This window comes from Myroides phaeus, assembly GCF_009799805.1.
GTDB lineage: Bacteria > Bacteroidota > Bacteroidia > Flavobacteriales > Flavobacteriaceae > Flavobacterium > Flavobacterium phaeum_A.
This window is the reverse complement of sequence record NZ_CP047050.1, coordinates 217,208-239,380: the sequence shown is the minus strand read 5'-3', so window position 1 is coordinate 239,380 and position 22,173 is coordinate 217,208. Positions and strand designations below refer to the sequence as shown.

Annotated in this window: 14 protein-coding genes; 6 read left to right on the top strand and 8 right to left on the bottom strand. The window is 33.2% G+C overall.

The features are described 5' to 3' along the window. Window positions 1–253: 253 nt before the first annotated feature. Window positions 254–2,290: a dipeptidyl-peptidase 3 family protein gene (locus GQS07_RS01045; RefSeq protein WP_158209260.1), complete on the top strand. Its 2,037-nt coding sequence runs from the start codon at window positions 254–256 to the stop codon at window positions 2,288–2,290. A 122-nt stretch (window positions 2,291–2,412) separates the two neighbouring features. On the opposite strand, the gene GQS07_RS13840 is transcribed toward GQS07_RS01045, so the two are convergent. Further along, a complete protein-coding gene (locus GQS07_RS13840; protein ID WP_410505315.1) occupies window positions 2,413–2,520 on the bottom strand; it encodes a hypothetical protein in 108 nt (35 codons plus the stop codon). 510 nt (window positions 2,521–3,030) lie between these two features. Then, window positions 3,031–3,831: an AraC family transcriptional regulator gene (locus GQS07_RS01035; RefSeq protein WP_158209259.1), complete on the bottom strand. Its 801-nt coding sequence runs from the start codon at window positions 3,829–3,831 to the stop codon at window positions 3,031–3,033. 87 nt (window positions 3,832–3,918) lie between these two features. On the opposite strand from GQS07_RS01035, the gene GQS07_RS01030 reads away from it, so the two are divergent. Further along, window positions 3,919–5,127, top strand: coding sequence for a CynX/NimT family MFS transporter (locus GQS07_RS01030; RefSeq protein ID WP_158209258.1), 1,209 nt, complete (start codon window positions 3,919–3,921; stop codon window positions 5,125–5,127). A 3-nt stretch (window positions 5,128–5,130) separates the two neighbouring features. Here the strand turns inward: GQS07_RS01030 and GQS07_RS01025 are convergent, their stop codons facing one another. Next, on the bottom strand, window positions 5,131–5,346 hold the full coding sequence (locus tag GQS07_RS01025; RefSeq protein WP_090410340.1) for a DUF2905 domain-containing protein: 216 nt from the start codon (window positions 5,344–5,346) through the stop codon (window positions 5,131–5,133). Between the two features lie 147 nt (window positions 5,347–5,493). Here GQS07_RS01025 and GQS07_RS01020 point away from each other — a divergent pair, with 147 nt between their 5' ends. The 3 genes from GQS07_RS01020 (at window position 5,494) to GQS07_RS01010 (ending at window position 10,803) form a co-directional block, all read left to right on the top strand. After that, entirely contained in the window at window positions 5,494–6,198 is a 705-nt protein-coding gene (locus tag GQS07_RS01020; RefSeq protein WP_158209257.1) for a DsbA family oxidoreductase, read from the top strand. A 339-nt stretch (window positions 6,199–6,537) separates the two neighbouring features. Next, entirely contained in the window at window positions 6,538–7,761 is a 1,224-nt protein-coding gene (locus tag GQS07_RS01015; RefSeq protein ID WP_158209256.1) for an exonuclease SbcCD subunit D, read from the top strand. Next, window positions 7,762–10,803, top strand: a complete 3,042-nt coding sequence (locus GQS07_RS01010; protein ID WP_158209255.1) for an AAA family ATPase — start codon at window positions 7,762–7,764, stop codon at window positions 10,801–10,803. A 159-nt stretch (window positions 10,804–10,962) separates the two neighbouring features. Here the strand turns inward: GQS07_RS01010 and GQS07_RS01005 are convergent, their stop codons facing one another. The 4 genes from GQS07_RS01005 to GQS07_RS00990 all read right to left on the bottom strand — a co-directional run bounded on the left by GQS07_RS01005 (window position 10,963) and on the right by GQS07_RS00990 (window position 20,638). Further along, complete coding sequence (locus GQS07_RS01005; RefSeq protein ID WP_158209254.1) at window positions 10,963–15,810, bottom strand: DNA repair ATPase; 4,848 nt, start codon at window positions 15,808–15,810, stop codon at window positions 10,963–10,965. A gap of 103 nt (window positions 15,811–15,913) precedes the next feature. Beyond that, complete coding sequence (locus GQS07_RS01000; protein ID WP_158209253.1) at window positions 15,914–17,992, bottom strand: flotillin family protein; 2,079 nt, start codon at window positions 17,990–17,992, stop codon at window positions 15,914–15,916. A gap of 27 nt (window positions 17,993–18,019) precedes the next feature. Continuing rightward, window positions 18,020–18,739, bottom strand: a complete 720-nt coding sequence (locus tag GQS07_RS00995) for an OB-fold-containig protein (RefSeq protein ID WP_158209252.1) — start codon at window positions 18,737–18,739, stop codon at window positions 18,020–18,022. Window positions 18,740–18,970: 231 nt separating this feature from the next. Beyond that, the gene (locus GQS07_RS00990) at window positions 18,971–20,638 is read right to left on the bottom strand and encodes a formate--tetrahydrofolate ligase (RefSeq protein WP_158209251.1); all 1,668 of its coding nucleotides are present in this window, start codon (window positions 20,636–20,638) and stop codon (window positions 18,971–18,973) included. Between the two features lie 231 nt (window positions 20,639–20,869). On the opposite strand from GQS07_RS00990, the gene GQS07_RS00985 reads away from it, so the two are divergent. After that, window positions 20,870–21,451, top strand: coding sequence for a PhnA domain-containing protein (locus GQS07_RS00985; RefSeq protein ID WP_158209250.1), 582 nt, complete (start codon window positions 20,870–20,872; stop codon window positions 21,449–21,451). Window positions 21,452–21,493: 42 nt separating this feature from the next. Here GQS07_RS00985 and GQS07_RS00980 read toward each other — a convergent pair whose 3' ends face one another. Then, window positions 21,494–21,904: an NUDIX hydrolase gene (locus GQS07_RS00980; RefSeq protein ID WP_158209249.1), complete on the bottom strand. Its 411-nt coding sequence runs from the start codon at window positions 21,902–21,904 to the stop codon at window positions 21,494–21,496. Window positions 21,905–22,173: the final 269 nt, after the last annotated feature.

The window sequence follows — 22,173 nt, the reverse complement described above, 5'->3', positions numbered from 1 at the left end:
ACATTTATCTACAGCTACTTTTATAACTACTATTGCTATGTTTTGATTCCTAAAAATTAAGCTTTTTTAAAAATAAAACACAAGACTATAAGCAAGTGAAATTTAGTAATCTGAAAGAAGAAAGGTGTTTTTTCGATGATTATTTAAACAAATAAGCTCAAAATTTTGTAGTTCATAATTTCTAACGGAAAAAGGTATAGGGGTTCCGTATAGAATTTTATATATTTGTTGCAACACGAATAAACGAAACATTATGAGATTAAACACTATTGCTTGTATTGCACTTGCTTCAGCAATGTTCCTTTCTTGTGGGAAAGATAAAGAGAATAAAACAAATAACGAGAACGCAACAGAAGTGGAGAACTTTGAATACAGTGTAGACAAGTTTGGAGATATCGAGGTTTTAAGATATCAAATTCCAGGATGGGATGACTTGACTTTAAAAGAAAAAACATTAGTATATTATTTGAGCCAAGCTGGTTATGTAGGTCGCGATATTATGTGGGACCAAAACTATAAGCATAACTTAAAGATCCGTAAGGCTCTTGAAAATATCTATGTAAACTACCAAGGAGATAAAACAACTGAAGATTGGAAAAATTTTGTGGTTTATGTAAAAAGAGTATGGTTCTCTAACGGTATTCACCACCATTACTCAAATGATAAAATTAAACCTGCATTTGCAAAAGCATACTTTGATACTTTATTGAAAGAAACAAATACAACATTAGATAATAATGTTGCAGAGATTCTTTTTAATGATGTTGATAATAAGAAAGTAAACTTAGACGCATCTAAGGATTTAGTAGTTGGTTCTGCTATAAACTTCTATGGAGAAGGTGTTACAGCTAAAGAAGCAGAGGATTTCTATGCTAATATGACAAGCCCTGATGCTAATCGTCCTTTGTCTATCGGTTTAAACTCTAAATTGGTAAAAGAGAACGGTAAGTTAGTTGAGAAAGTTTGGAAAAGTGGAGGCTTGTATGGTCCAGCTATTGACCAAATTATCTATTGGTTAGAAAAAGCACAGACTGTTGCTGAAAACCAAAAGCAAGCTGACGCTATTGGCTTGTTGATTAAATTCTACGAAACAGGAGATTTAAAATCTTGGGATGATTATAATGTTGCGTGGGTACAAGCAACTGAAGGAAATATTGATTATAATAACGGATTTATTGAAGTGTACAATGACCCATTAGGACATAAAGGTTCTTATGAGAGTGTTGTTCAAATCAAAGACTTTGATATGTCTAAGAAAATGGAAGTTTTATCTCACGAGGCACAGTGGTTCGAGGATAACTCTCCGTTAATTGACGCACATAAAAAGAAAAGTGTAGTAGGGGTAACTTACAAAACTGTTATCGTTGCTTCTGAATCTGGTGATGCATCTCCAAGTACACCTATCGGAGTAAACTTACCAAACGCAGATTGGATTAGAGCAGAACACGGTTCTAAATCAATTTCATTAGGTAATATTATTGACTCTTACAATCACGCAAGTGGTTCTGATCGTTTGAAAGAGTTTGTTCACGATGAAGAGGAATTCCAATTGGAGGAAAAATATGGTGAATTAGCTGATAAATTACATACAGCTTTACACGAAGTTATCGGACACGCGTCTGGGCAAATTAACCCTGGTGTTGGACAACCACAAGTAACTTTAAAAAGCTATGCTTCTACATTAGAAGAAGGACGTGCTGACTTAGTTGGATTATTCTACTTATACAACCCTAAATTACAAGAATTAGGATTAGTAGATGATTGGAAAGCAGTAGGAAAAGCAGCTTATGATGGATACATCAGAAATGGATTAATGTTACAATTAGTGCGTTTAGAGCCAGGTGCTGATATTGAGGAAGCTCATATGAGAAACCGCCAATGGGTTAGTGCTTGGGTATTCGAAAAAGGTAAAAAAGACAACGTAATTGAGAAAGTTGTTCGCGATGGTAAAACATATTTCAATATTACTGATTATGAAAAACTACACGAATTATTTGGTCAGTTATTAAGAGAAACTCAACGTATCAAATCTGAAGGAGACTTTAAGGCTGCAAAAGCTTTAGTTGAAAACTACGGAGTGAAAGTTGATCAAGCTATTCACAAAGAAGTATTAGCAAGAAACGCTAAATTTAATTCTGCTCCATACAGAGGATTCGTAAATCCTTATATTGTTCCTGTGAAAAATGATAAAGGAGAGATTACTGATTTCGAAATTAAACAACCAGAGTCTTTTGAAGCTCAAATGTTGTACTACGCTAAAGAGTATAGTTTCTTACCAGTAGAAAACTAATCAATTTAGTATAAAAGATAAAGCCAACCGAGAGGTTGGCTTTTTTTATGCAGTAAAGTTAAATAGCTATTTATTAATTTGGGATCAACAATAAAAGGTAGAGTGTAAGCAAGAATTATGATTTATCTAAAGTACTTTACTTTCGCATTCAGGGATTCGGCAGAAGTGTTCGTACCTCTATCATTAAAGTAATTAATAATATATAAGCAATGTGTTTTTAAAGTCTTTATAATGGTATTAGAGAAGTATTATGAACATTATTACTCTCTATGAGTTAGTTTAATAATAGCTACTTGTTTTGGTATTTTTAAATTATATATTCTACGTAAATTATCAGCAACTAAATCATTTGCCTTTTTAAAATTTGGATATAAGTTAAATTGGATGTTTTTTTGATATTGAGTTTAATTGTATTGACTTTTGTATAGTAGATGAATAGACCTTGGTTAGTAATTGTTTTTTGGTATTTCCATTAACTAAAAAGAGAGGTTTTAAAGTATTGTTATTAAGTGCTTCTTTTATACTTGTTTCGGACAAGTACCACACAAATACCAGACACCTTCGGTAAAAAGGCTTTTTTTACGAGCCTCTGTGGTACTTGACTGGTAAATGTCTCGAACATGGTGTGTCTAAAACTACGCTTTGATATGTTCATTATCACAAACATAATATAGTACATTATATTTTAAATCTTCGTTTATTTTGTGTTTTGTTGATTTAAAGAAAAGGGATGTTTACGCTTAGTATCCTAACTTTTGTGCCTGACCCTTAATTTGATTTAAGAAATCACTCGGCCTTCTACCTATTAATTTTGTAAATACATTGCTGTAAGATTGCGCACTGCTATAGCCTACTTTAAAAGCGATTTCATTGATGGTTAATACGCCTTCACTAAGTAACTCAATGGACTTAATAATCTTGACCATTTGTATATACTTTGCAATGCTAATACCTGTTTCTTTTTTAAACTGTCGTTCTAACGTACGAATGCTCAAGTGAAACATTGTCGCTACTTCTTCAATGTTTATTTTATGTTGATAGTTTTGATGTATATAAGCAGCAATATCTATTAAGTTCTTACTCTTGGGTACAGGAGTTTGCAAGGGTACAGCATTGTCAATAAACGAAGGTAACTCGTGTAATATCGCCTTTAGAAAGAGGGACTCACTCTTGTTTTCTTCTTTTAGCATTGACCATTTTTCTGTGTAAAGTATCATTTCCTTAAGTACAGGCGGAATAGCAAATAAATACAATTCATCATAGAAAGGCGGGAGATTATCAATGTCAAAATACAACGTGCGCAGAGATACGTGTTCTGATGAGGTAGTTGTTTTGTGAATAGCGTTTGAAGGTATCCAAGCCACGTGATTTTGTGGTAGTAAGAAGTGGTTCTCTTCAATATGTAGATATTGATATCCTTCTTCTACAAATACTAATTGTGCTTTTTTGTGAGAGTGAAATTCATCTGTGTGTTTCCACTGTTTTGCGTGCCACACAAAAACGTCTTTTCCAACTTCATCTACTAATTTATGCCCATCCATACTTGTCGTTTTAGTTATGATATATGGCGAATATAATTAAAAATAACCACTTAATTTTGTGTCATATTTAAAAACTCACAGAATAAAATGAATACAAAAGTAGAAACAAGTCAGGGTGATGTCTCAAAAATGAAGAAGATACTGATGTTTTTAGGTGTAATATTTATAGCATCTAATCTACGTGCCCCACTAACCTCTGTTGGTCCAGTAGTAGCAGAGATAAGTAAAGCTTTATCCTTGTCAAATACTGCGGCAGGATTAATTACTACAATTCCCCTAATGGCATTTGCCTTGTTATCAGGCGTTGTTCCAAAAGTATCTCGTAAATACGGAATGGAATTAGTATTACTTGGTTCCATTATATTGTTGACAATCGGTTTAATCATTAGACCTTTAGGAAGTATTGTCTCTCTATTTCTTGGAGCAGCATTAGTAGGTACAGCAATTACAGTTGGAAACGTATTAATGCCTGCATTTATTAAAAATAACTTTAGCAATAAAGTAGGAACAATGATGGGGGTGTACTCTGTAGCTATGAATTTAACAGCGGCATTAGCGGCGGGGTTCAGCATTAGCTTAGGGCGTATCACAAACTTTGGATGGAAAGGATCAATTGGTATTTGGTTGGTTTTATCTTTAGTGACTATTGTAGTGTGGATACCACAATTAAAGAAGAAGCAAGAAGAAACAGTTAAGGGAGATTTTCCTATTGAAGAGAATACGGTAAACTTGTATAAATCTGGATTAGCTTGGGCTGTAACGGTATTTATGGGAGTACAATCGTTATTGTTCTATTGTTTGGCTGCTTGGTTGCCTAAAGTAGCTCAAACGTGGGGAATGTCAATAGAAGACTCTGGGTGGATATTGTCTTACGTTCAGTTTGCTCAATTGCCAATGACATTTGCTGGTGCTATTATAGCAAGTAAAATGAATAATCAAAAATTGCTTTCACTGATAGTAGGGTTGTTGTTTATTGTTGGAATAGGGGGAATCCTTATATTCAAAACAGACTACATCGTATTGTGGTGTGTACTTATTGGAGCTGGAAGTGGATTAGCATTTAGTTTATCAATGCTTTTCTTTGTCTTGCGTACTCGTAGTACAGTACAATCGGCTGAATTATCTGGAATGGCACAGGCTTTTGGTTATTTAATAGCAGCTTGTGGTCCTCCGTTATTTGGTGCTTTTTACGACTTCTCAGGAAGTTGGACATCGTCTTTTATTTTCCTTTTAGTTATGTCAGTTACCCTTTTGATCTCTGGTATTATTGCAGGAAAAGATACTTGGGTTAAGTAATCGCTAAGAAAAGAAACGATTGTAAAGCCAAATTAGTCCACTAATTACAATAGACAAAATTATCATACTGCTGATAGGCATAAAGAAAGAGAAGCCAGGGCGTTCAACGTGAATATCTCCTGGTAGTCTGCCAAACCAATTAAAGTTGAATGGTGTAAATTGTACAATTAGTCCGATAATAACTATGACAATTCCGATAAATATAATTGACTTTCCCATAAGGGTAAAAATACAAAAAATAGACTTATCGTTTTGAAAGAACATTTATTTAAGGTTTGTTAAAGCAGGAATGGATGTGTAATTTAAAGTGTATCTTTGAGAAGCTGCACTTTTGCAGAACATAGTATCACATTAAATTGAAACAATATGAAAGTAGAAATATGGTCAGACGTTATGTGCCCCTTCTGTTTTGTTGGAAAAAAACACTTTGAAAGTGCATTAGAACAATTGCCTTTTAAAGATAAGATTCAAGTGGAATGGAAGAGTTACCAATTAGATCCAACATTGCCAGAAGAAGGTGCTAATATGTCTACTAAAGAGTATTTGGTAAACAGAAAAGGTATGCCAATGGAGCAAATTGAAGGAATGTTAGCTCATTTACAACAAGCGGGTTCTGCTGTTGGAATTGATTTCAGACAAGATATTGCTATTCCTGTAAATACTTTTAGAGCGCACCGTTTAAGTCACTTTGCTCAAAAAGCAGGTAAAGGGAACGAGATGGAAGAAGCGTTGTTCTTAGCTCATTTTACAGAAGGTAAAAATGTTGGTGATATTGAAGTATTAGCGACGTTAGCGGAAACAGTTGGATTGAATAAAGCTGAGGTTAAAGCATTTTTGGAAACAGAAGAGCAAACAGCTGAGGTACAAAAAGATATTCAAGAAGCACAAGCTATCGGTGTGTCTGGTGTTCCATTTTTTGTGTTAGACAGAAAATACGGAGTATCTGGAGCGCAACCAGTAGAGGCGTTTGTTGAAGCATTAACGCAAGCTTACCAAGAAAGTAAACCACAATTTGAAATGAAAGGAAATCAAGACGCAGGTGCTTGTGGACCGGAAGGATGTGAGATTTAAGTCGCACAATCAATATATACATCAAGGGCAATGAGATAAGCTAATTATCGCATTGCCCTTTTTTTGTGGACTAAAATAAGAAGGTATAAGCAAGGTAGATGATGCTAATATTACAATGTGCATAAAATTGTTTTTTTCTGTTTTTAGCATACTGTTTTACAATTTATGTATCTCGTTTACGAATGGGGTAGTCGTTGTAGATTCTACGTTTTTATCACCCATAGTCAATTTGTCATTTGTTGCTTTTAAGGTGTTTATTAACGCTATATTTAGTAAAATTCATTAGGAGTCGAATTATTTGTCCTTATCTTTGAATATTCAGAAAATACAGACCATACGATGGCATTGAAGATACTACATACAGCCGATTGGCACCTTGGAAAACGATTAGATAATTATAGTAGACTTGACGAACAAAAGGAGGTTTTAGAAGAAATTTGTAAAATCGCCGATAAAGAGAAAGTGGATTTAGTTCTACTGGCTGGTGATTTGTTTGACACGTTTAACCCACCGATTGAAGCAGTTGATTTGTTTTATAAAACATTGAAGCGATTGGCTAAGAATGGAGAGCGTCCTGTAATTGCTATTGCAGGAAACCACGATAGTCCTGAACGTATTGATGCGCCAGATCCATTGGCAAGGGAGTGTGGAATTATCTTTGTTGGGTTTCCTAATGCTGAGGTTAAACCATTTGCGATAGAAGATCATTTTAAGGTTTCTAAGTCGGCACCTGGATTTATTGAAATAAGACTGAAAGACTTCAAACAACCTATTCGTATTATACATACGCCTTATGCTAATGAAGTAAGGCTGAGAAAGGCTTTGAATGTAGAGGATAAAACGGAGGCATTGAATAGTGTTTTACAAGAGACGTGGCAAGCATTGGCTGATAAGTATTGTAAGACGAAAGGGGTGAATTTATTGATTTCTCATTTGTATATGATGAATAGAAATGGGGAGATGTTAGAGGAACCAGATGGAGAAAAACCATTGAAAATAGGTAATGCAGATTTGATTTATAGTGATATCATTCCAGAGCAAATACAATATACTGCTTTAGGTCACCTTCATAGAGCACATCAAATAGGACCGGATGATCGCCCTGTGGTGTATTCTGGTAGTCCATTGGGCTATAGTTTTAGCGAAGCAGGACAGCGTAAATGCGTTATGATAATTGAGGCAGAGGCAAATAAGCCGGTTACTTACAGACAAATGCCTTTGCAAAAGGGAAGACCTCTTTCGCGAGTGAAGTTTGCAAATATTGAAGAGGCTATCTTTTGGCTATTGTCTAATCCTGAGCCATTGGTTGAGTTAACCTTGGTGAGTGATACTTTCCTAAATGCTGATGATATTAAGAGGTTAAACCAAGCACACGATGGTATTATATCTATCATCCCAATTGTGAATATGGATAAGGAAGCTGGAGATAAGGAAGTGAATCAAGTGAATTTGGAACAAGATATTAAAGGGTTGTTTTCTGATTATTTTAAACAGCGATATAGTGGGCAATTGCCTAATGAAGAGATAATTGATTTGTTTAATGAAATTTTAAATGAAGAATAGATGATACCAATTAAATTAACACTTGAAGGTTTATATTCTTACCAAGAAAAACAAGTAATCGATTTTACACAGTTAATTGAGGCTGGATTGTTTGGAATTTTCGGAAAGGTAGGTTCTGGAAAATCATCTATTTTAGAGGCAATCTCTTTTGGATTATATGGAGAAAGCGAACGATTAAATTCAAGAGATAATCGCGCGTATAATATGATGAACTTAAAGTCTGATCACGCTGTGATAGATTTTGAGTTTTATAATTTTGCAGATGAAAAGTATAGAATTAGACGAGAGTTTAAGCGTAATTCTAAGCGATTTGAAGATGTGAAACGTGGTGATGCTGTATTGTATCAGTGGGAGGGAGATGAATGGATGCCACTATCTCATTTGAATATGGATGAAATAGTAGGATTGAGTTACGATAACTTTAAGCGTACTGTTATTATTCCGCAAGGACAGTTCAGAGAGTTTATTGACTTGAAAGGGGCTGATCGTACGCGTATGATGCAACAGATTTTTGGGTTAGATCGTTTTGATTTGACTTCAAAAGTTAAGGGTATTTACGGAAAAACAAAGGAAAGTTTTGATCAGCTTAAAGGTAGATTGCAAGGTTTTGCTACGGTTACGCAAGAAACAATTGAGGAACAACAAAAGATATTAGTTGATGAACAAGATAAGTTAGAAAAGGCAGCTAATTCTTTTAAAATAGAGAATGAAAGTTACCAACAGTTAAAAGCTGTAAAAGAAGACTTTGAAAGTTTAGTAGTAAAGAAAGAGGAATTGGCAACTTTAAACGAACAATTGCCCGGTTTTCAACAAAAGAAGAAAGAGCTTGAGCGTTTTGAATTAGTTGAAAAAACCTTTGCTACGGTGTTAGCTGATGCTGAGAATACAGGTATTAAGCTAACTTTTAAGGAAGAAAAGAATGAAAAGCTGACTACTTCTGTTGTTCAAACGCAAGATATGTTTACAAAGGTTTCTAAGGAATTAGAAATGGTGCAAATGGATTTTGCTACGTTAGAGCAACAAAAAGCGGAATGTTATGAACTTGGACTAATCAAGGGAATAAAAGAAGCTTCTCTAAAGAATACAGAAAATCAAGAACACTTTGAAAAGGGAATCAAGTTTGTCAATGAGGTTAATCAGCATTTTAGCGAAGCTCAGGTTAACTTACAGCAAAAAGAGAATGAGTTAAATCAAATGAAAGCTAATCGAATTGATAGTAATTTGATTATGGATATTGAAGGGTGGTTTAAGGATTTTGAATTATTAAAAAAGAGTTCGGAGGAAGCAAATCAGAGTATAGGTAAATCTACAGCTGACTTACAGCAGGTACAACAGGATATTCAAAAACTAAAATTAAAGAATATTGATAATTGGCAAGCTGAGATTAGTGGTTATAGAAATACGTTTAATAAAAAGCAGGAGCAAGCAGAGCAAGAGTTAGCGCATTTAAGAGTGTCGCAGCAGTTAACGCAGTATGCAAGTGATTTGCACAATGGACAAGCTTGTCCGTTATGTGGATCATTAGAGCATCCGCACGTTTTGCAAGGCAATGATGTGTCGTTAGCTATTGCAAATGCTGAACGTACTTTAAGCGATATTAAAGATAAACAAACAAGGTTGAATGCATACGAAAGTAAAGCAGTGGCATTGTTTGATAAGTATAATTTCTTTTTAACTCAGTTAGAGGAGTTAAAAGCAAAAGAGCAAGCGAACCAACAGGCAGTACAAGTACACCACAGTAAGTTTACTTGGAATATAATTGAAGTTGGTCATAAGGAACAGTTTGTTCAATTAAAAGAGAGCGCTAATGCAATTCAACAACAAGTTGAGGTGTGCGAGAATCAGTATGCTTTTCTTCAGAAAGAGGTTGAAAAGTTAAGACATAAAGCAGACCAAGCTAAAACAAGGTTAGCTGAATTGGAGGTTGAAAAAGCTAAATATGAAAGTGAGATTCACTCAAAGAGCTCTCAAATTGTTCGTTTAAACTTACAAGCTTATTTAGGGTTAGAAGAAAGTTTAATTGCTCAAGAACAACAACAACGTCAATTGAGAATTGACAATACGGAAAAGAAACATAGTTCATTGACAAAAGAGTTTCAAGAGTTATCTCCAAAATTAGCAGCTCTTCAATCAGAACAAAAGGGATTAGTAGAGGAAATTGCTGAGCTAAAAGTAAGCAAAGAAAAGCTTGAGAAAGAATTAGAGGTATTAGTTCATGCAAATGGATTAAATACATTAGATGAGGTAAAAGCTATTTTAGAAACTCAGTTGGATGTTAAGAGTGGTCGTGAGGCTATTCAAGCTTTTGAGGTAAAACTGGAAGTAGTTAAAAACAATGTTGTTGCTTTAGAACAGAAGTTGGAGAAAGTTTCTTTTGATAAAGAGAAATTTGAGAAACAACAAGAGGTTATTGAAAAGCTTGAATTGGAGGTTAAGGTATTGACTGAATCAACGGCTAAGCTAAAGGGTGAGGTTGAACGATTGACTAAGGAGTTAGCCGAGAAGAAAGATTTATTAATAGAACACGATAAAGTAGAAAAACGCTTAAAGAATATCAGTGTACTTGACAATATGTTTAAAGGTGCTGGTTTTGTAAATTACGTTTCAGGTATTTATTTGAAAAACTTATGTGATATGGCTAATCACCGTTTTCATCGTCTGACAAATAATCAGCTGAGTTTGCAATTAAATGAGAGCAATGATTTTGAGATTGTTGATTATTTGAACAACGGGAAAGCAAGGAGTGTGAAAACATTATCAGGAGGACAAAGTTTTCAGGTGTCGCTTTCTTTGGCTTTAGCCTTGGCAGAAAGTGTACAAAGTTTATCGAAATCTAATAAAAACTTCTTCTTTATTGATGAAGGGTTTGGTACACAAGATATAGACTCGGTAAACATCGTGTTTGAAACATTGAGTAATTTACATAAGGAGAACCGTATAGTTGGAATTATTTCTCACGTTGAAGAATTGCAAGAGAGAATACCGATGTCACTTACTGTAGTGAAAGATGAAGAAAAGGGAAGTGTGATAGAAGTAAATTAGAAAGAATAAAATTTTAAAAAGTCTGTATCTATTAGATGCAGACTTTTTTTTTAAGATAGTGCCATACATTAAATGCTAATAAAAAAGCGGTCTATTTTATGAATAGACCGCTTTGCATTTATACTCTTTTAAAAGAATTAAACCCTGTTGTATGTGTTGCTAATTGCGTTTTAAAGCTTGTGCAATACCCTCTAAATTGTGATTAAAATCCATAAGCTGATTTAATATTTGTCCAACTTGATTGTCTTTGCCTGCGACACCTAATTTATTCTGTTTTGTAAAAATTTCCTTGATTGTTTCCCAACGTTCTTTTTCTTCTAAATTTAGTTTGCCTGTGATTTCCTTTAATTTTAAAAGGTTGGCTTCTGTATCTGAAGTTAAGGTTTGTGATTCATTCTCATAATGCGTTAAGATTAACTCATCTATTTCGACTTCATTCATTAAGGGAACAATTTTACTTATCATCTTATTCATATCTCTGTAAGAACCTTGTAATTTAAAGGCTGGCTCTACGCGATAAGCATTGTCCATACTCGCACTCAAGATATAATTCTGATTTACTTTAAGAACGATATCTCTTACCATCATCGCTTTTTTAATCACAGCTATAAATTCCTCTAATTCTTGAGCACTAAAATTACCTTCTAAATCTAATGCTTCTTCAGAGCGAGTTTCAATGTGTTGAATTAGTTTATAGAAATCATCTAATGATTTGCTGCTTAGACGCTGTAAATAACTGTTTTCAGCAATAGCATTCTCAAGTAAGCTTAGTTTAAATAAACTCTCAGTATTTCCAATTACATCTCCTAAGTTATAGGTGTCTGCACGATTGGCTAACATATCAGGAATTTGAAATTTCTCTCCCGTTTCTGTATATGGGTTGCCTGCCATAATGATACAAAAACGCTTTCCTCTTAAATCATATGTTTTACTTTCTCCTTCAAAAATACCATCCATCTTACGCTGTCCATCGGCTAATGAAATGAACTTTTGTAAGAATTCAGAACTACAATGTTGTATGTCATCTAAGTAAAGCATAACGTTGTCAACCATTTCAAATGACAAGTTTATCTTCTTTAATTCTTCTCTTGCTCCAGATGTTTTAGCTTCTGTTGGATCTATTGAGGTAATGGAATGTCCAATTGTAGGACCATTTATTTTTACAAAATGTAATCCTAATGCATTGGCTAAATATTCCATTAGTGTTGTTTTTCCATATCCAGGGGGGGATACTAATAATAGCATTCCCATTCTCGCTGTACGCTTGTTATCTCCGTAAACACCAATTTGTTTCGCTAAGTTGTTTCCTATTAAAGGAAAGTAAACTTCGTTAATTAATTTATTCCTAACAAAAGAGGTTAATACACGTGGTTTTAACTCATTTATTTTTAACGACTTTTTGTACTCACTTAAGATATTGTCTTTTGTACTATTAAAGTCGTTATAAGCAGGAACGGATACTTCTTCAAAAGTGAATAGTTTATCCATAAACTGATGATAATCTAAAGTGTAATTATCTTGTACAATTAGTGGATGGTTTCCTTTTAAATTAGAAATAACCACTTCGTCTTTGGCTTCTAATAGTGTGTAATTATAGGTGCTTTCAAATAACAATAGACACGTTGCTTCTTGTATGTATTTGATAGAATCAGCTGTTTGTGATTGCGTGTCAATAAAGGAATGTAACCAGTTTTGTATTAATAGAAAACGATCTGTCATTGATAGTTTAGCGTCTTTACTATCATCTTCGAAAATCAACAAAGCATTTTGTTGTTGTAAGTACGTTGTAAACTGTTTTTTTAATAGGGTTGCTTGATTACTTTTTGTAAAATACAGTCCTGTTGAAAGCTCTTTAAAAATATAAGTTGCAATTTGTAACTCATTTTTATTTAAGCGCATTGATGACTTCCATTGTTTGTACAGGTCTTGTATTTGTTCTAAAACATACGTATAGTTTTCACTTTTAGGGAATACTTTAATCACTGCAGTGGCACTATCGATGTTTTTAAGAATGCTTGTTTTTGTATTCTCTGGTAAGCTGTACCAAAAAAGCTGTGCATTTACACGAATTGCTGGGGCATAGGTTAGTATGCCTAATTCCTTATTTAAAGAAAGTAGGTTGTTACAAATTTCTAAGGCGTCAAAATCGTGTACGCCTTTTAGATAACCTTCGGCGTAATTTTGTTCTGTTCTGTGTTTTATTGTCTCTGAAAGAACTAATGTGTTATCTTTTTGGTATTGTTTGTAAACTTGGTATGCTAAGTATTCAGCGCGGTAAACTGCACTGTTTTCAGATACTAAGTCTTGATTCCAAATTTCTTTATAGGTGTATATTTTATCATTTTGAATAGGATAGTAAAAACTTGTACCTGTTAGATGATAAAATAAAATATCATTTCTTCTGACAATGGTAAGGTCTAAAGGTTGCTTGTTGACTAAAAATTTATTGGTTCCCAGTGCAATAATATTCTCCCCATCGGCAAACAAATCTTGTTTATCTCTTAAAGTACGCAGTGCGTCTTCTTGACTTGTTTTGATGCTATTCTCAAGGTTTTCAGCTTTTGATACGTCGCCTAATTCTTTTAAATCGTGAACTAATTGGCGAACTTTATCAATCATTAAGTCCGTAGAGAAAAAAGCGTGTATATCTTCTTTGGTTTTAAAAGAGGCAGATTTGTTTTCAATATTCTTTAAAATACGAAGACCAATCTGTTCAAGTGAACTTGTACGTCTATTGATTTGTTCAACAAGTTGTGTTTTACGCGTATCAAAAGCTTTGATAACTTCTTCTCGCTTGTCCGCAATTTTTAGAATGAATTCTTCAAAGTCAGCAAACTTACTTTCTAATTCTTCAACTTGTACACTGACTTTAGAATAGTATTCATCACATTTTTCAGGTGTATTTGACAACTCTAAAAAGTTGATAATACTTTGGTCTAATAAAGTTAGTTGTGCGTGAAACTCAGCAATAGATTCATTTGTACGCAAAGAGTCTATCTTGCGTTTAAGCTGTGAACGTACTTCGTTTAAAGAAGCGAAAATAACAGATATCTTCTCAATAATCTTTGTTGCTTGGGTTGTATCCTCAATCTTTAAGCTATTTAAGATGTCTATTAGTAACTCTAATTCTGCTGATATTTTCTTACAATTATCATCAATAGTATTGGCATCAATTACTTTGACTACTTCGTTTACCTTTGCTTTTTGGGCAATAACTTTATCTTCATACGGTACTAAAGCGTGCTCTTGTAGTAAAAAGGCTATTGTTTTTTCTGATAGTGAACTATTGGTTTTAGAAAGAGCCTCTAAATAAGCCTCTAATGTTGGAATATGGGTGTACTTTGTTTGTTTAGCATTGATAACTTCACCTACCAGTTTTCTGTTGTCAGCAAGTAATTGTACTAAACTTTCTAAGGTATTACCTTTAGCATTCTTAACATTAAAGAGTTGTTTATCTACTTTAGTTTTTAATTCTTCTAATTGACTTGAAGCTCTTTTTCGCTGTTCTTGTACTTTCTCAAACTCGTCAATTGCTGTATTAGCAATATTTCTAATTTGTGAAAGAGGAGTAGATAGTTGTTGTGTTTCTGAGTCATTAATCCAAAAATAAGCATCTATAATATCATTAGCTTTTTTAGCTATGTCATTATATAGGCCTTCATACGAATCTTCTTTGTCAATCAGGTGTATGATTTCTTGGCACTCAGCCATTGCTTTTACAATGTCTTTATTTCCAATTTTATAAAGGTGATTGTCTTTTTGTTCTTTATTTTCCAGTAGGGTAGTGGCATAAGGCGTCTCCCATACTTGAACTACGTGGTGTTTTACGGCTTCGTTTTCTGAACGGAAATAGGTAAGTTTACCATCGTTGAAAAGTGTAAAACCATTACATATTATAGGTGTCTCTATATGTTGTTTAATGATATTGTAAGACATAAGAACATATATATTGTTCTCCGCTTGGTAGAATATATATAAAAAGTCTTCTCCATTATGTGAAGGTATTGTTCTTACGAATTCAAGATTAGGGACATTGTTTTCAAAAATCTTGTAGTCACCATTTTGAAGATAATAACCATTTGAAAAGATTACACCTTGGTTATCGGGTAATAATATTCCTGTTTCATTTAAAGCAGGAACATTGATTACTTGTTTTGTTCTATTGTTAAATATAAACGCTCTGAAATCTTCTTGGTAAGGTTTTATACGTATAAGTATAAAGTTGTTTAAGTCTGCAAAATAGTAGTCAGCATCATCAAGTTGCTGGTCTATATTTTTCACAGGCTCGCTATAGATTCCTTTTCCATCTTGTGTATTGTCTTCTATTTTGAAAGTAATATCTCCACCTACAGCTTCAATAAATACTTTATCTAAAATAGAGACGTGAGGATGTATTCCTAAACGTCTATTGTCTATGGTAGTTTTTTGCCAATTAAATTCATATTGACTGGCTTTTTTTACTTCGTGAACACTTCTATCGTCTTGATAATAGAGTTTATTGTCTTTAATTAACCACTTAAAAGCTTTTAGGTCGTCAACTTTTGAACTCGTTTGAAATACCATATATAGGTAGTTCTCCGTTTTTTTGAAACGACTAAAGATAGAATCCCTGTAATATTTGTATAAGTTATTGTAGTCGTTGATAAAGTTATCATCGGCTATAAAATCAAGACTTTCAGGTTGAAATTGATTGTTTTCAAAACGATAAATACTGAAAACATCACTCAGTTGTATTTCCTTCTTTAGTCCAAAATGTACGTTATAACCGAAAATACAAATGTTGTCAAAGGCTATAATTCCTCTGGCAATACAATTGTTTTCTGTTGTAATACGTTGGTTGGCGATAAGTTTTAAGTCAACAGAACTAAAGATTTCTTTACGACTATCATTTAAAGTATTAAGTTTTTGGATTAACTCACTTTTCTGGTCTTGAAGTCTTCGCTGTATAATTTCGTATGTATTAGAATCAAGCGATTCGACGATATGTTGGTTTTCTAATTCAGCCATAGTGTAAAAGGACTATGTATATAGTATATACGTAGGTAAATGAAAGGGGTAGAGGATAATATAGTATATCACTCCTTGTAAGCAAGGAGTGATATACAGTAAATTAAGAAAGTTTATTGTTTCCTATACCTAATGTTTGTACTGCACCAGCAATACTGTTTAATAAACCACTATTTTCATCTGTTGCATTTTGTTGCATCTTTAGAACTAAAGTAGCAATGCTTAGGTTTTTTAAATCCTCAGAAGTAATATTAAACTGTTTAGCGTAGTATTTGATGTTTTCATATAGTTCTCCTTGATTTACAGAAGTACCATCTCCTAAAAGAGCACGCTTAATGTCTTGCGCATTTGAACTCTTACCAATTAGGTTATCAAATCCTTTAGCACGACTTACTTGGTTTACTATGTTTTCGAAGAACATTGTTTCTCCTCCTACAATATCAATGTTTGCAGATTGAAGGGCAGAGGATAAAACTTCTGCTTGTGACATAGCAATGTCTTTTTGAATATGTAAATGTGCAAGTTCTACTTCTTTTTCTTTCTGTAGTTTTAACTTGAATTCTTCGTGTTCTTTACCTACGCCATCCATTTGCTTCATAGCGTCTGCTTTCTCTTTCAGACCTTCTGCATCTGCATAAGCTTTTTCTTTAATAACTTCTGCTTCGGCTAAACCTTCTTTGCGCTTAGCTTCTGCTTTAGCTTCAATTCCAGCTGCTTCTGCCGTTGCCATACGTTGTACTTTAGCTGCTTCTACAATACTTTGTTGTTCTACAGCCTCTGCTTTTGCTTTGATTACTTCTGCTTCAGCAAGTCCAAGTGTAGCATCTTCTCTTGCTTGGGCTTCTGCTAATATTTTACGTGCTTCTGCTTGTTTGATAGAAGCTTCTTTTTGTGCTTCTGCTTCAATCAACATTTGTTGAGATATTTGCTCTTGCGCAAATTTCTTAGCTTCTGCTTCCTTGATTGTTTTGATTAAGTTTTCTTCTGCAATTTTACTCGCTTGTGTAATTCCAACCTGTTTTTGTCTTTCTACTTCGCGTAATGCTTCAACATCTTTGATATTTTGTTGCTCTTCAACAACTCCTTTTTCTAAAGAAACACGTTCGCGAATAACATCTTGAATAGATTTTCTTTCTTCTTCAACAGCTTTCTCTTTGTTGATTTGTGCTAAAGAAACAATTCTCTCTCTTTCAGTTTGCTCTAATGCTCTGTCTTTTTCTACACGCTCTGTTTCAATTGCATCAGTTCTTTCTTTGTTTTTAGCTGCAATAATTACTTGACGTAATTTGTTTTCTTCAAGTACAGCTAAACTTTCTTCTGTAGCAATGCGTACACTTTCAGATTTTAAGCGTTCTTCTTCACGTACTTTTTGTATTTCTGCTTCTTCACGGGCACGTACGTTATCAACTTCTCTATGTTGTTTTTCTTCTTTTTCTGCTAATTGTCTTTCTAATTCAAGAATAGCTTCTCTTGCTTCAACATCTTGTTTTTTAATAACTTTCTGTTCATCTCTACGGATAAGGTTAGCGTTGATGTTTTGTTGTGCTGTTAATTCAGTGATTTTTTTAATACCTTCTGAGTCTAAGATATTTTGTGGATCTAAGAAGGAGATATTTGTTTGTTCTAAATAATCAATCGCACAGTCATCTAAGATATAGCCATTAAGATCAGTACCAATAATATTGATAATTTCATCTCTGAACTCTCGTCTCGCTTCATATAATTCGATGAATTCAAATTTCTTACCTACTGTTTTTAATGCTTCTGAGAATTTTGCTTCAAAGATGTTTCTTAATGTTTCAACATCACTTGCTCTTTCACAACCTAATGTTTGTGCTACATTAACTACGTCATCAATTGATTTGTTTACTCGGATAAAGAATGCAACTTTAATATCAGCGCGAATATTATCTTTACATATTAATCCTTCTTGTTGCATACGGTCTATCTGTAGTTTTTTTACAGAAATATCCATAATTTCCATTTTATGGAATACTGGTACTACATAAATACCTTTATTAAATGCAATCTTTGTTCCACCAACTCCTGTTCTTACAATCGCTTTTCCTTGAGGAATTTTCTTGTAAAAAGAAGCAAGTATTGCAAAAAATAGTAAGATAAGTAGGAATAGCGCTCCAATTATTAAGGCTATTAAAGTTCCTAATCCGAATTCAAAATCCATAGTTCAATTTTTATTTAATGGTTATAGTTATGTGTTTATTTTCTTTGCGATATAAACATTCTTGTCTGTTGATTTATTAATGATTAAAACCTTGTCTCCAAAAGAGAGAGGTTGGCCATCTTTACTTGTAACGAGTAGTTTAACGGGGGCGTTTTCTATTAGAATTTCAACATTCCCCTTTTTTACTGCGGATATGCTGGAAATCATTTTACCTTCCTTTCCTATAAAATCAATAGCTTCTTCACCGTGATACCCCGTGTTGTAAAGAAATCGTGCAATAGGGGTAGTAGCATAGTGTGTAACGAATATTGCGATAAAAGAAAGTGGTATTAGTATTACAACGGATTTCATTCCTAAGTTAGAAACAGTTGGTATTGTTGTAGCAAGAAGAGTCCCTGCCCACGTAAAGAATTTAAGTAATGTAAGTACTATCATAAATGGTACTTTACCGACATTTATATAATGAAGAAACTTTATGAATACACTTGGATCGCTATGAACGGTTGTATCAATATTGTTGTCGGTTATCGTATCAACGTTATTATTGGTAAGATCAAAATCTGTGTCTACATCTGCATCAACACCAATGTCAGCATTAATATCTACATCTAAATCAAGGTCAATATCGGTATTGTCTATTCCACCACCTAAAAAAGAGATAATCCAATAAATAATCGAGATTATCATTAACACTGTCATAATAGCGTTAGGTAAAGGATTGAATAAATGATAGATTAATTCGTTCATTTGAAATAATTAAATAATATTTAAACACTTTTAAGATAAATTATCATCAAAAGTATCATTTCAAATATAATAAAATAATTTTTATAAATAATAATGTGAATGATTAAAAAAAATTTTGTTAATAAAAATATTTTGTTGTTATTTGTAATAATCTGTTAAAGCTTAATGCAATTAAAAAAAAGGTATTGATCATAGTGTCAATACCTTTTTTTATTTTAAAGTGATAGCCAATTAGCTTAATCCTTCTATAAGACCATTAACTAAGTCAATTTTAGTTGCTTGTGGAACTTTAGGTAGTCCTGGCATACGCATGATATCTCCAGCAATAGCAACAATAAATTCAGCTCCTCTATTTATAACTATATCGTTTATAAGAATCTCAAAATCTTTTGCTACTCCAAAAGCTTTAGCATCGGCAGAGAAAGAAAATTGTGTTTTAGCAATACATACTGGATATTTATCCATTTCTGTTGATTTTAAAAGTGCTAATTTTCTTTTAGCAACTGCTGAAAATTCTACGTGAGTTGCTCCATATATCTTTTTAGCTACTTGTTCTACTTTGTAGGCAATAGTGTCTTCGTCTTTATATGGGAGTGTTAGCTCTTTACTCGGTGCAGTTTCGATTGCATTTACAACAGTTTGTGCTAATTCTTTTGCTCCTTCTCCTCCTTCAACAAATGCATTGTTTAAGGCAAAACCAATAGCATTGTCTTTACAATATTGTTGTACAATAGCAATTTCTTCTGCATCGTCTGAAGCGTATTTATTAAAGGCTACAACTATATTTTGTCCGAATGAACGGATGTTCTCAATGTGTTTAGCTAAGTTTTCTAATCCTTTAGTAATTCCAACTGTATTTTTAGTTTTAATCTCTTCAATAGGAATTCCTCCGTGCATTTTTAAGCCTTGTGCTGTAGCTACTATAATTGTTAGCTTTGGTTGTAGCCCTGATTTTCTACATTTAATATCAAAAAATTTCTCTGCTCCTAAGTCTGCACCAAAGCCAGCTTCTGTTATTACGTAGTCTCCAAAACTCATAGCCATTTTAGTTGCAATTACAGAGTTACATCCGTGCGCAATATTAGCAAATGGTCCTCCGTGAATAAAAGCTGCAGTGTTTTCTGTTGTTTGAACTAAGTTAGGGTTTAAAGCGTCTTTTAATAGGACTGTTATTGCTCCAGCTACACCAAGGTCTTTGACAGTAAACATACTGCCATCATAGCGATATCCTAATAAGATGTTTTCAATTCTTCTGCGTAAATCATCTATATCACTTGCTAAACATAGTATAGCCATAATTTCTGACGCAGGGGTAATGTCAAAACCTGTTTCTTGAGGAACTCCATTCGCGCTGCCTCTAAGTCCTGATACTAAATAGCGTAAGCTACGATCGTTTACATCTAATACTCGTTTCCAAAGTATTTCTTTTATACCATTTTCAGAGGCTCTGTTTTGATAAATATAATTGTCGAATAATGCACTGATGGTATTGTGTGCTGATGTGATAGCGTGAAAATCTCCTGTAAAGTGAAGATTGATGTTTTCCATTGGCAATACTTGAGCATAACCACCTCCAGCTGCTCCACCTTTCATTCCAAAGCATGGGCCTAATGATGGTTCGCGTAATGCTACTATGGCATTCTTACCAATTTTATTTAATCCTAATGCTAAACCAATTGAAACAGTCGTTTTACCTATTCCTGCTTTGGTAGGGGTAATTGAAGTAACAAGGATTAAATTAGATTGTTTAATTTTCTCGGCATTAATTTCTTCAAGTGAAACTTTTGCCATGTGCTTTCCGTATGGAATTAATGCTTCTTGATCTACACCAATTTTATTGGCAATGTCTTGTACTTTTTCAAGCTTACACTCGCGTGCAATTTCAATATCTGTTTTCATTTTAATAATTGTGTGTTGTTAAGTAGTAAAGATAAAGCATTTGTTTGTATAGTGTCGTTGCCAATGTTTTTTCTGATGTAATTATAAGGTTTGAAGTATTGTAATATATAAAGATGTGATATTAGTAGCTTCTAAATGAAAATACTTTATATAATGAGTCGTTTTATTATTTTTTGTATATAAATATTTAAGTTTATATTTACACCTTTAATATTTATTAGATTATAAAGTATGAAGACTGAAGCGCAACTGAAAGAAAGAAGTGGTAACAAGTGTGAATTATGTGAGGCTACTGGGCATTTAAATGTTTATGAAGTACCACCTGCTGCTGCAAATGATGCAGATAGAGAGATTTATATTTGTGATACTTGTTTGGCTCAAATTGATAAAAAGCAAGAATTAGATTCTAATCATTGGCAGTGTTTAACAACTTCAATGTGGAGTGAATTTCCTGCAGTACAAGTTGTTGCTTGGCGTATGCTTAACCGTTTTAGAAATGAAAGCTGGGCTGCGGATAGTTTAGATATGATGTATTTAGATGATGAGTTACTTGAATTTGCTAAATTAAGTGGAGATCACATAGGTGATGGTTCTGTAGAATTGCATAAAGACTGTAACGGAAATATTTTAGTAGGAGGGGATACCGTAACATTAATTAAAGACCTTGATGTAAAAGGATCTACTATTAATGCTAAAATTGGTACGGCTGTAAGAAATATTAGATTAGTTCACGATAATGTAGAACAAATTGAAGGAAAGGTAGATGGACAAACAATTGTAATCCTAACTAAGTTTGTTAAGAAACAAGCATAGTTGAACGAGTATAAAAATAGGCTTTACGTTAATTCGTAAGGCCTATTTCATTTTTAACCAAATTGGAAGACTAAATTCTTTTAAAAGGTGAGCAAGCTTAATGCTTTTATAATTTTCTTTTGTTACCCATTTTATCTCTTCAATTTCTGCACTTGCTTGAATCGATGAGTTATTTATTCTGACATGAAAAATTGTAGCGTTAACAATTGTATTAGCTTCATTGACAGCTATTGTTTGATGCGTACCTAATAATGTAATTTGATCGTTTGTAATGTTTAATTGTAATTCTTCTTGAATTTCCCTTTTTAAGGTTTCAATTGGTGTCTCTCCTAATTCGATTTTTCCTCCTGCCATCATATAGAAGGTTGATCCTTTTTTTCTAACTGTTAGCATTTCATTTTTGTCATTTGTTAAAAGGGCTGAAGCTAAATATATAGTATGTGATGTGGACATATTATGAAGTGTTGTATTTCTTTATTTAAGTAGGCAAATATAATTATTTGAATGTAAATAGTTAAAAACACTTAGATTTATAAGTAAGGATGTGAATAGTGAGTGTCTTTTATTTTTAATATAATTGTTATTTAAATAAGAATTTTTGAAAGTTTTGTTTTAAAATATTACTTTTATGCTCTGAAAAAGAAATACTATTTGTTATATAAAAAACAATAATAATGTTTAAAATATTATTTTTTGTAAAAAAAAATATTTTATCTTTATTG

Excerpts from the sequence above, each read along its gene's own strand:
- GQS07_RS01045 (WP_158209260.1), top strand. The coding sequence starts at position 254 with ATGAGATTAAACACTATTGCTTGTATTGCACTTGCTTCAGCAATGTTC.
- GQS07_RS01035 (WP_158209259.1), bottom strand. The coding sequence starts at position 3,831 with ATGGATGGGCATAAATTAGTAGATGAAGTTGGAAAAGACGTTTTTGTG.
- GQS07_RS01030 (WP_158209258.1), top strand. The coding sequence starts at position 3,919 with ATGAATACAAAAGTAGAAACAAGTCAGGGTGATGTCTCAAAAATGAAG.
- GQS07_RS01025 (WP_090410340.1), bottom strand. The coding sequence starts at position 5,346 with ATGGGAAAGTCAATTATATTTATCGGAATTGTCATAGTTATTATCGGA.
- GQS07_RS01020 (WP_158209257.1), top strand. The coding sequence starts at position 5,494 with ATGAAAGTAGAAATATGGTCAGACGTTATGTGCCCCTTCTGTTTTGTT.
- GQS07_RS01015 (WP_158209256.1), top strand. The coding sequence starts at position 6,538 with ATGGCATTGAAGATACTACATACAGCCGATTGGCACCTTGGAAAACGA.
- GQS07_RS01010 (WP_158209255.1), top strand. The coding sequence starts at position 7,762 with ATGATACCAATTAAATTAACACTTGAAGGTTTATATTCTTACCAAGAA.
- GQS07_RS01005 (WP_158209254.1), bottom strand. The coding sequence starts at position 15,810 with ATGGCTGAATTAGAAAACCAACATATCGTCGAATCGCTTGATTCTAAT.
- GQS07_RS01000 (WP_158209253.1), bottom strand. The coding sequence starts at position 17,992 with ATGGATTTTGAATTCGGATTAGGAACTTTAATAGCCTTAATAATTGGA.
- GQS07_RS00995 (WP_158209252.1), bottom strand. The coding sequence starts at position 18,739 with ATGAACGAATTAATCTATCATTTATTCAATCCTTTACCTAACGCTATT.
- GQS07_RS00990 (WP_158209251.1), bottom strand. The coding sequence starts at position 20,638 with ATGAAAACAGATATTGAAATTGCACGCGAGTGTAAGCTTGAAAAAGTA.
- GQS07_RS00985 (WP_158209250.1), top strand. The coding sequence starts at position 20,870 with ATGAAGACTGAAGCGCAACTGAAAGAAAGAAGTGGTAACAAGTGTGAA.
- GQS07_RS00980 (WP_158209249.1), bottom strand. The coding sequence starts at position 21,904 with ATGTCCACATCACATACTATATATTTAGCTTCAGCCCTTTTAACAAAT.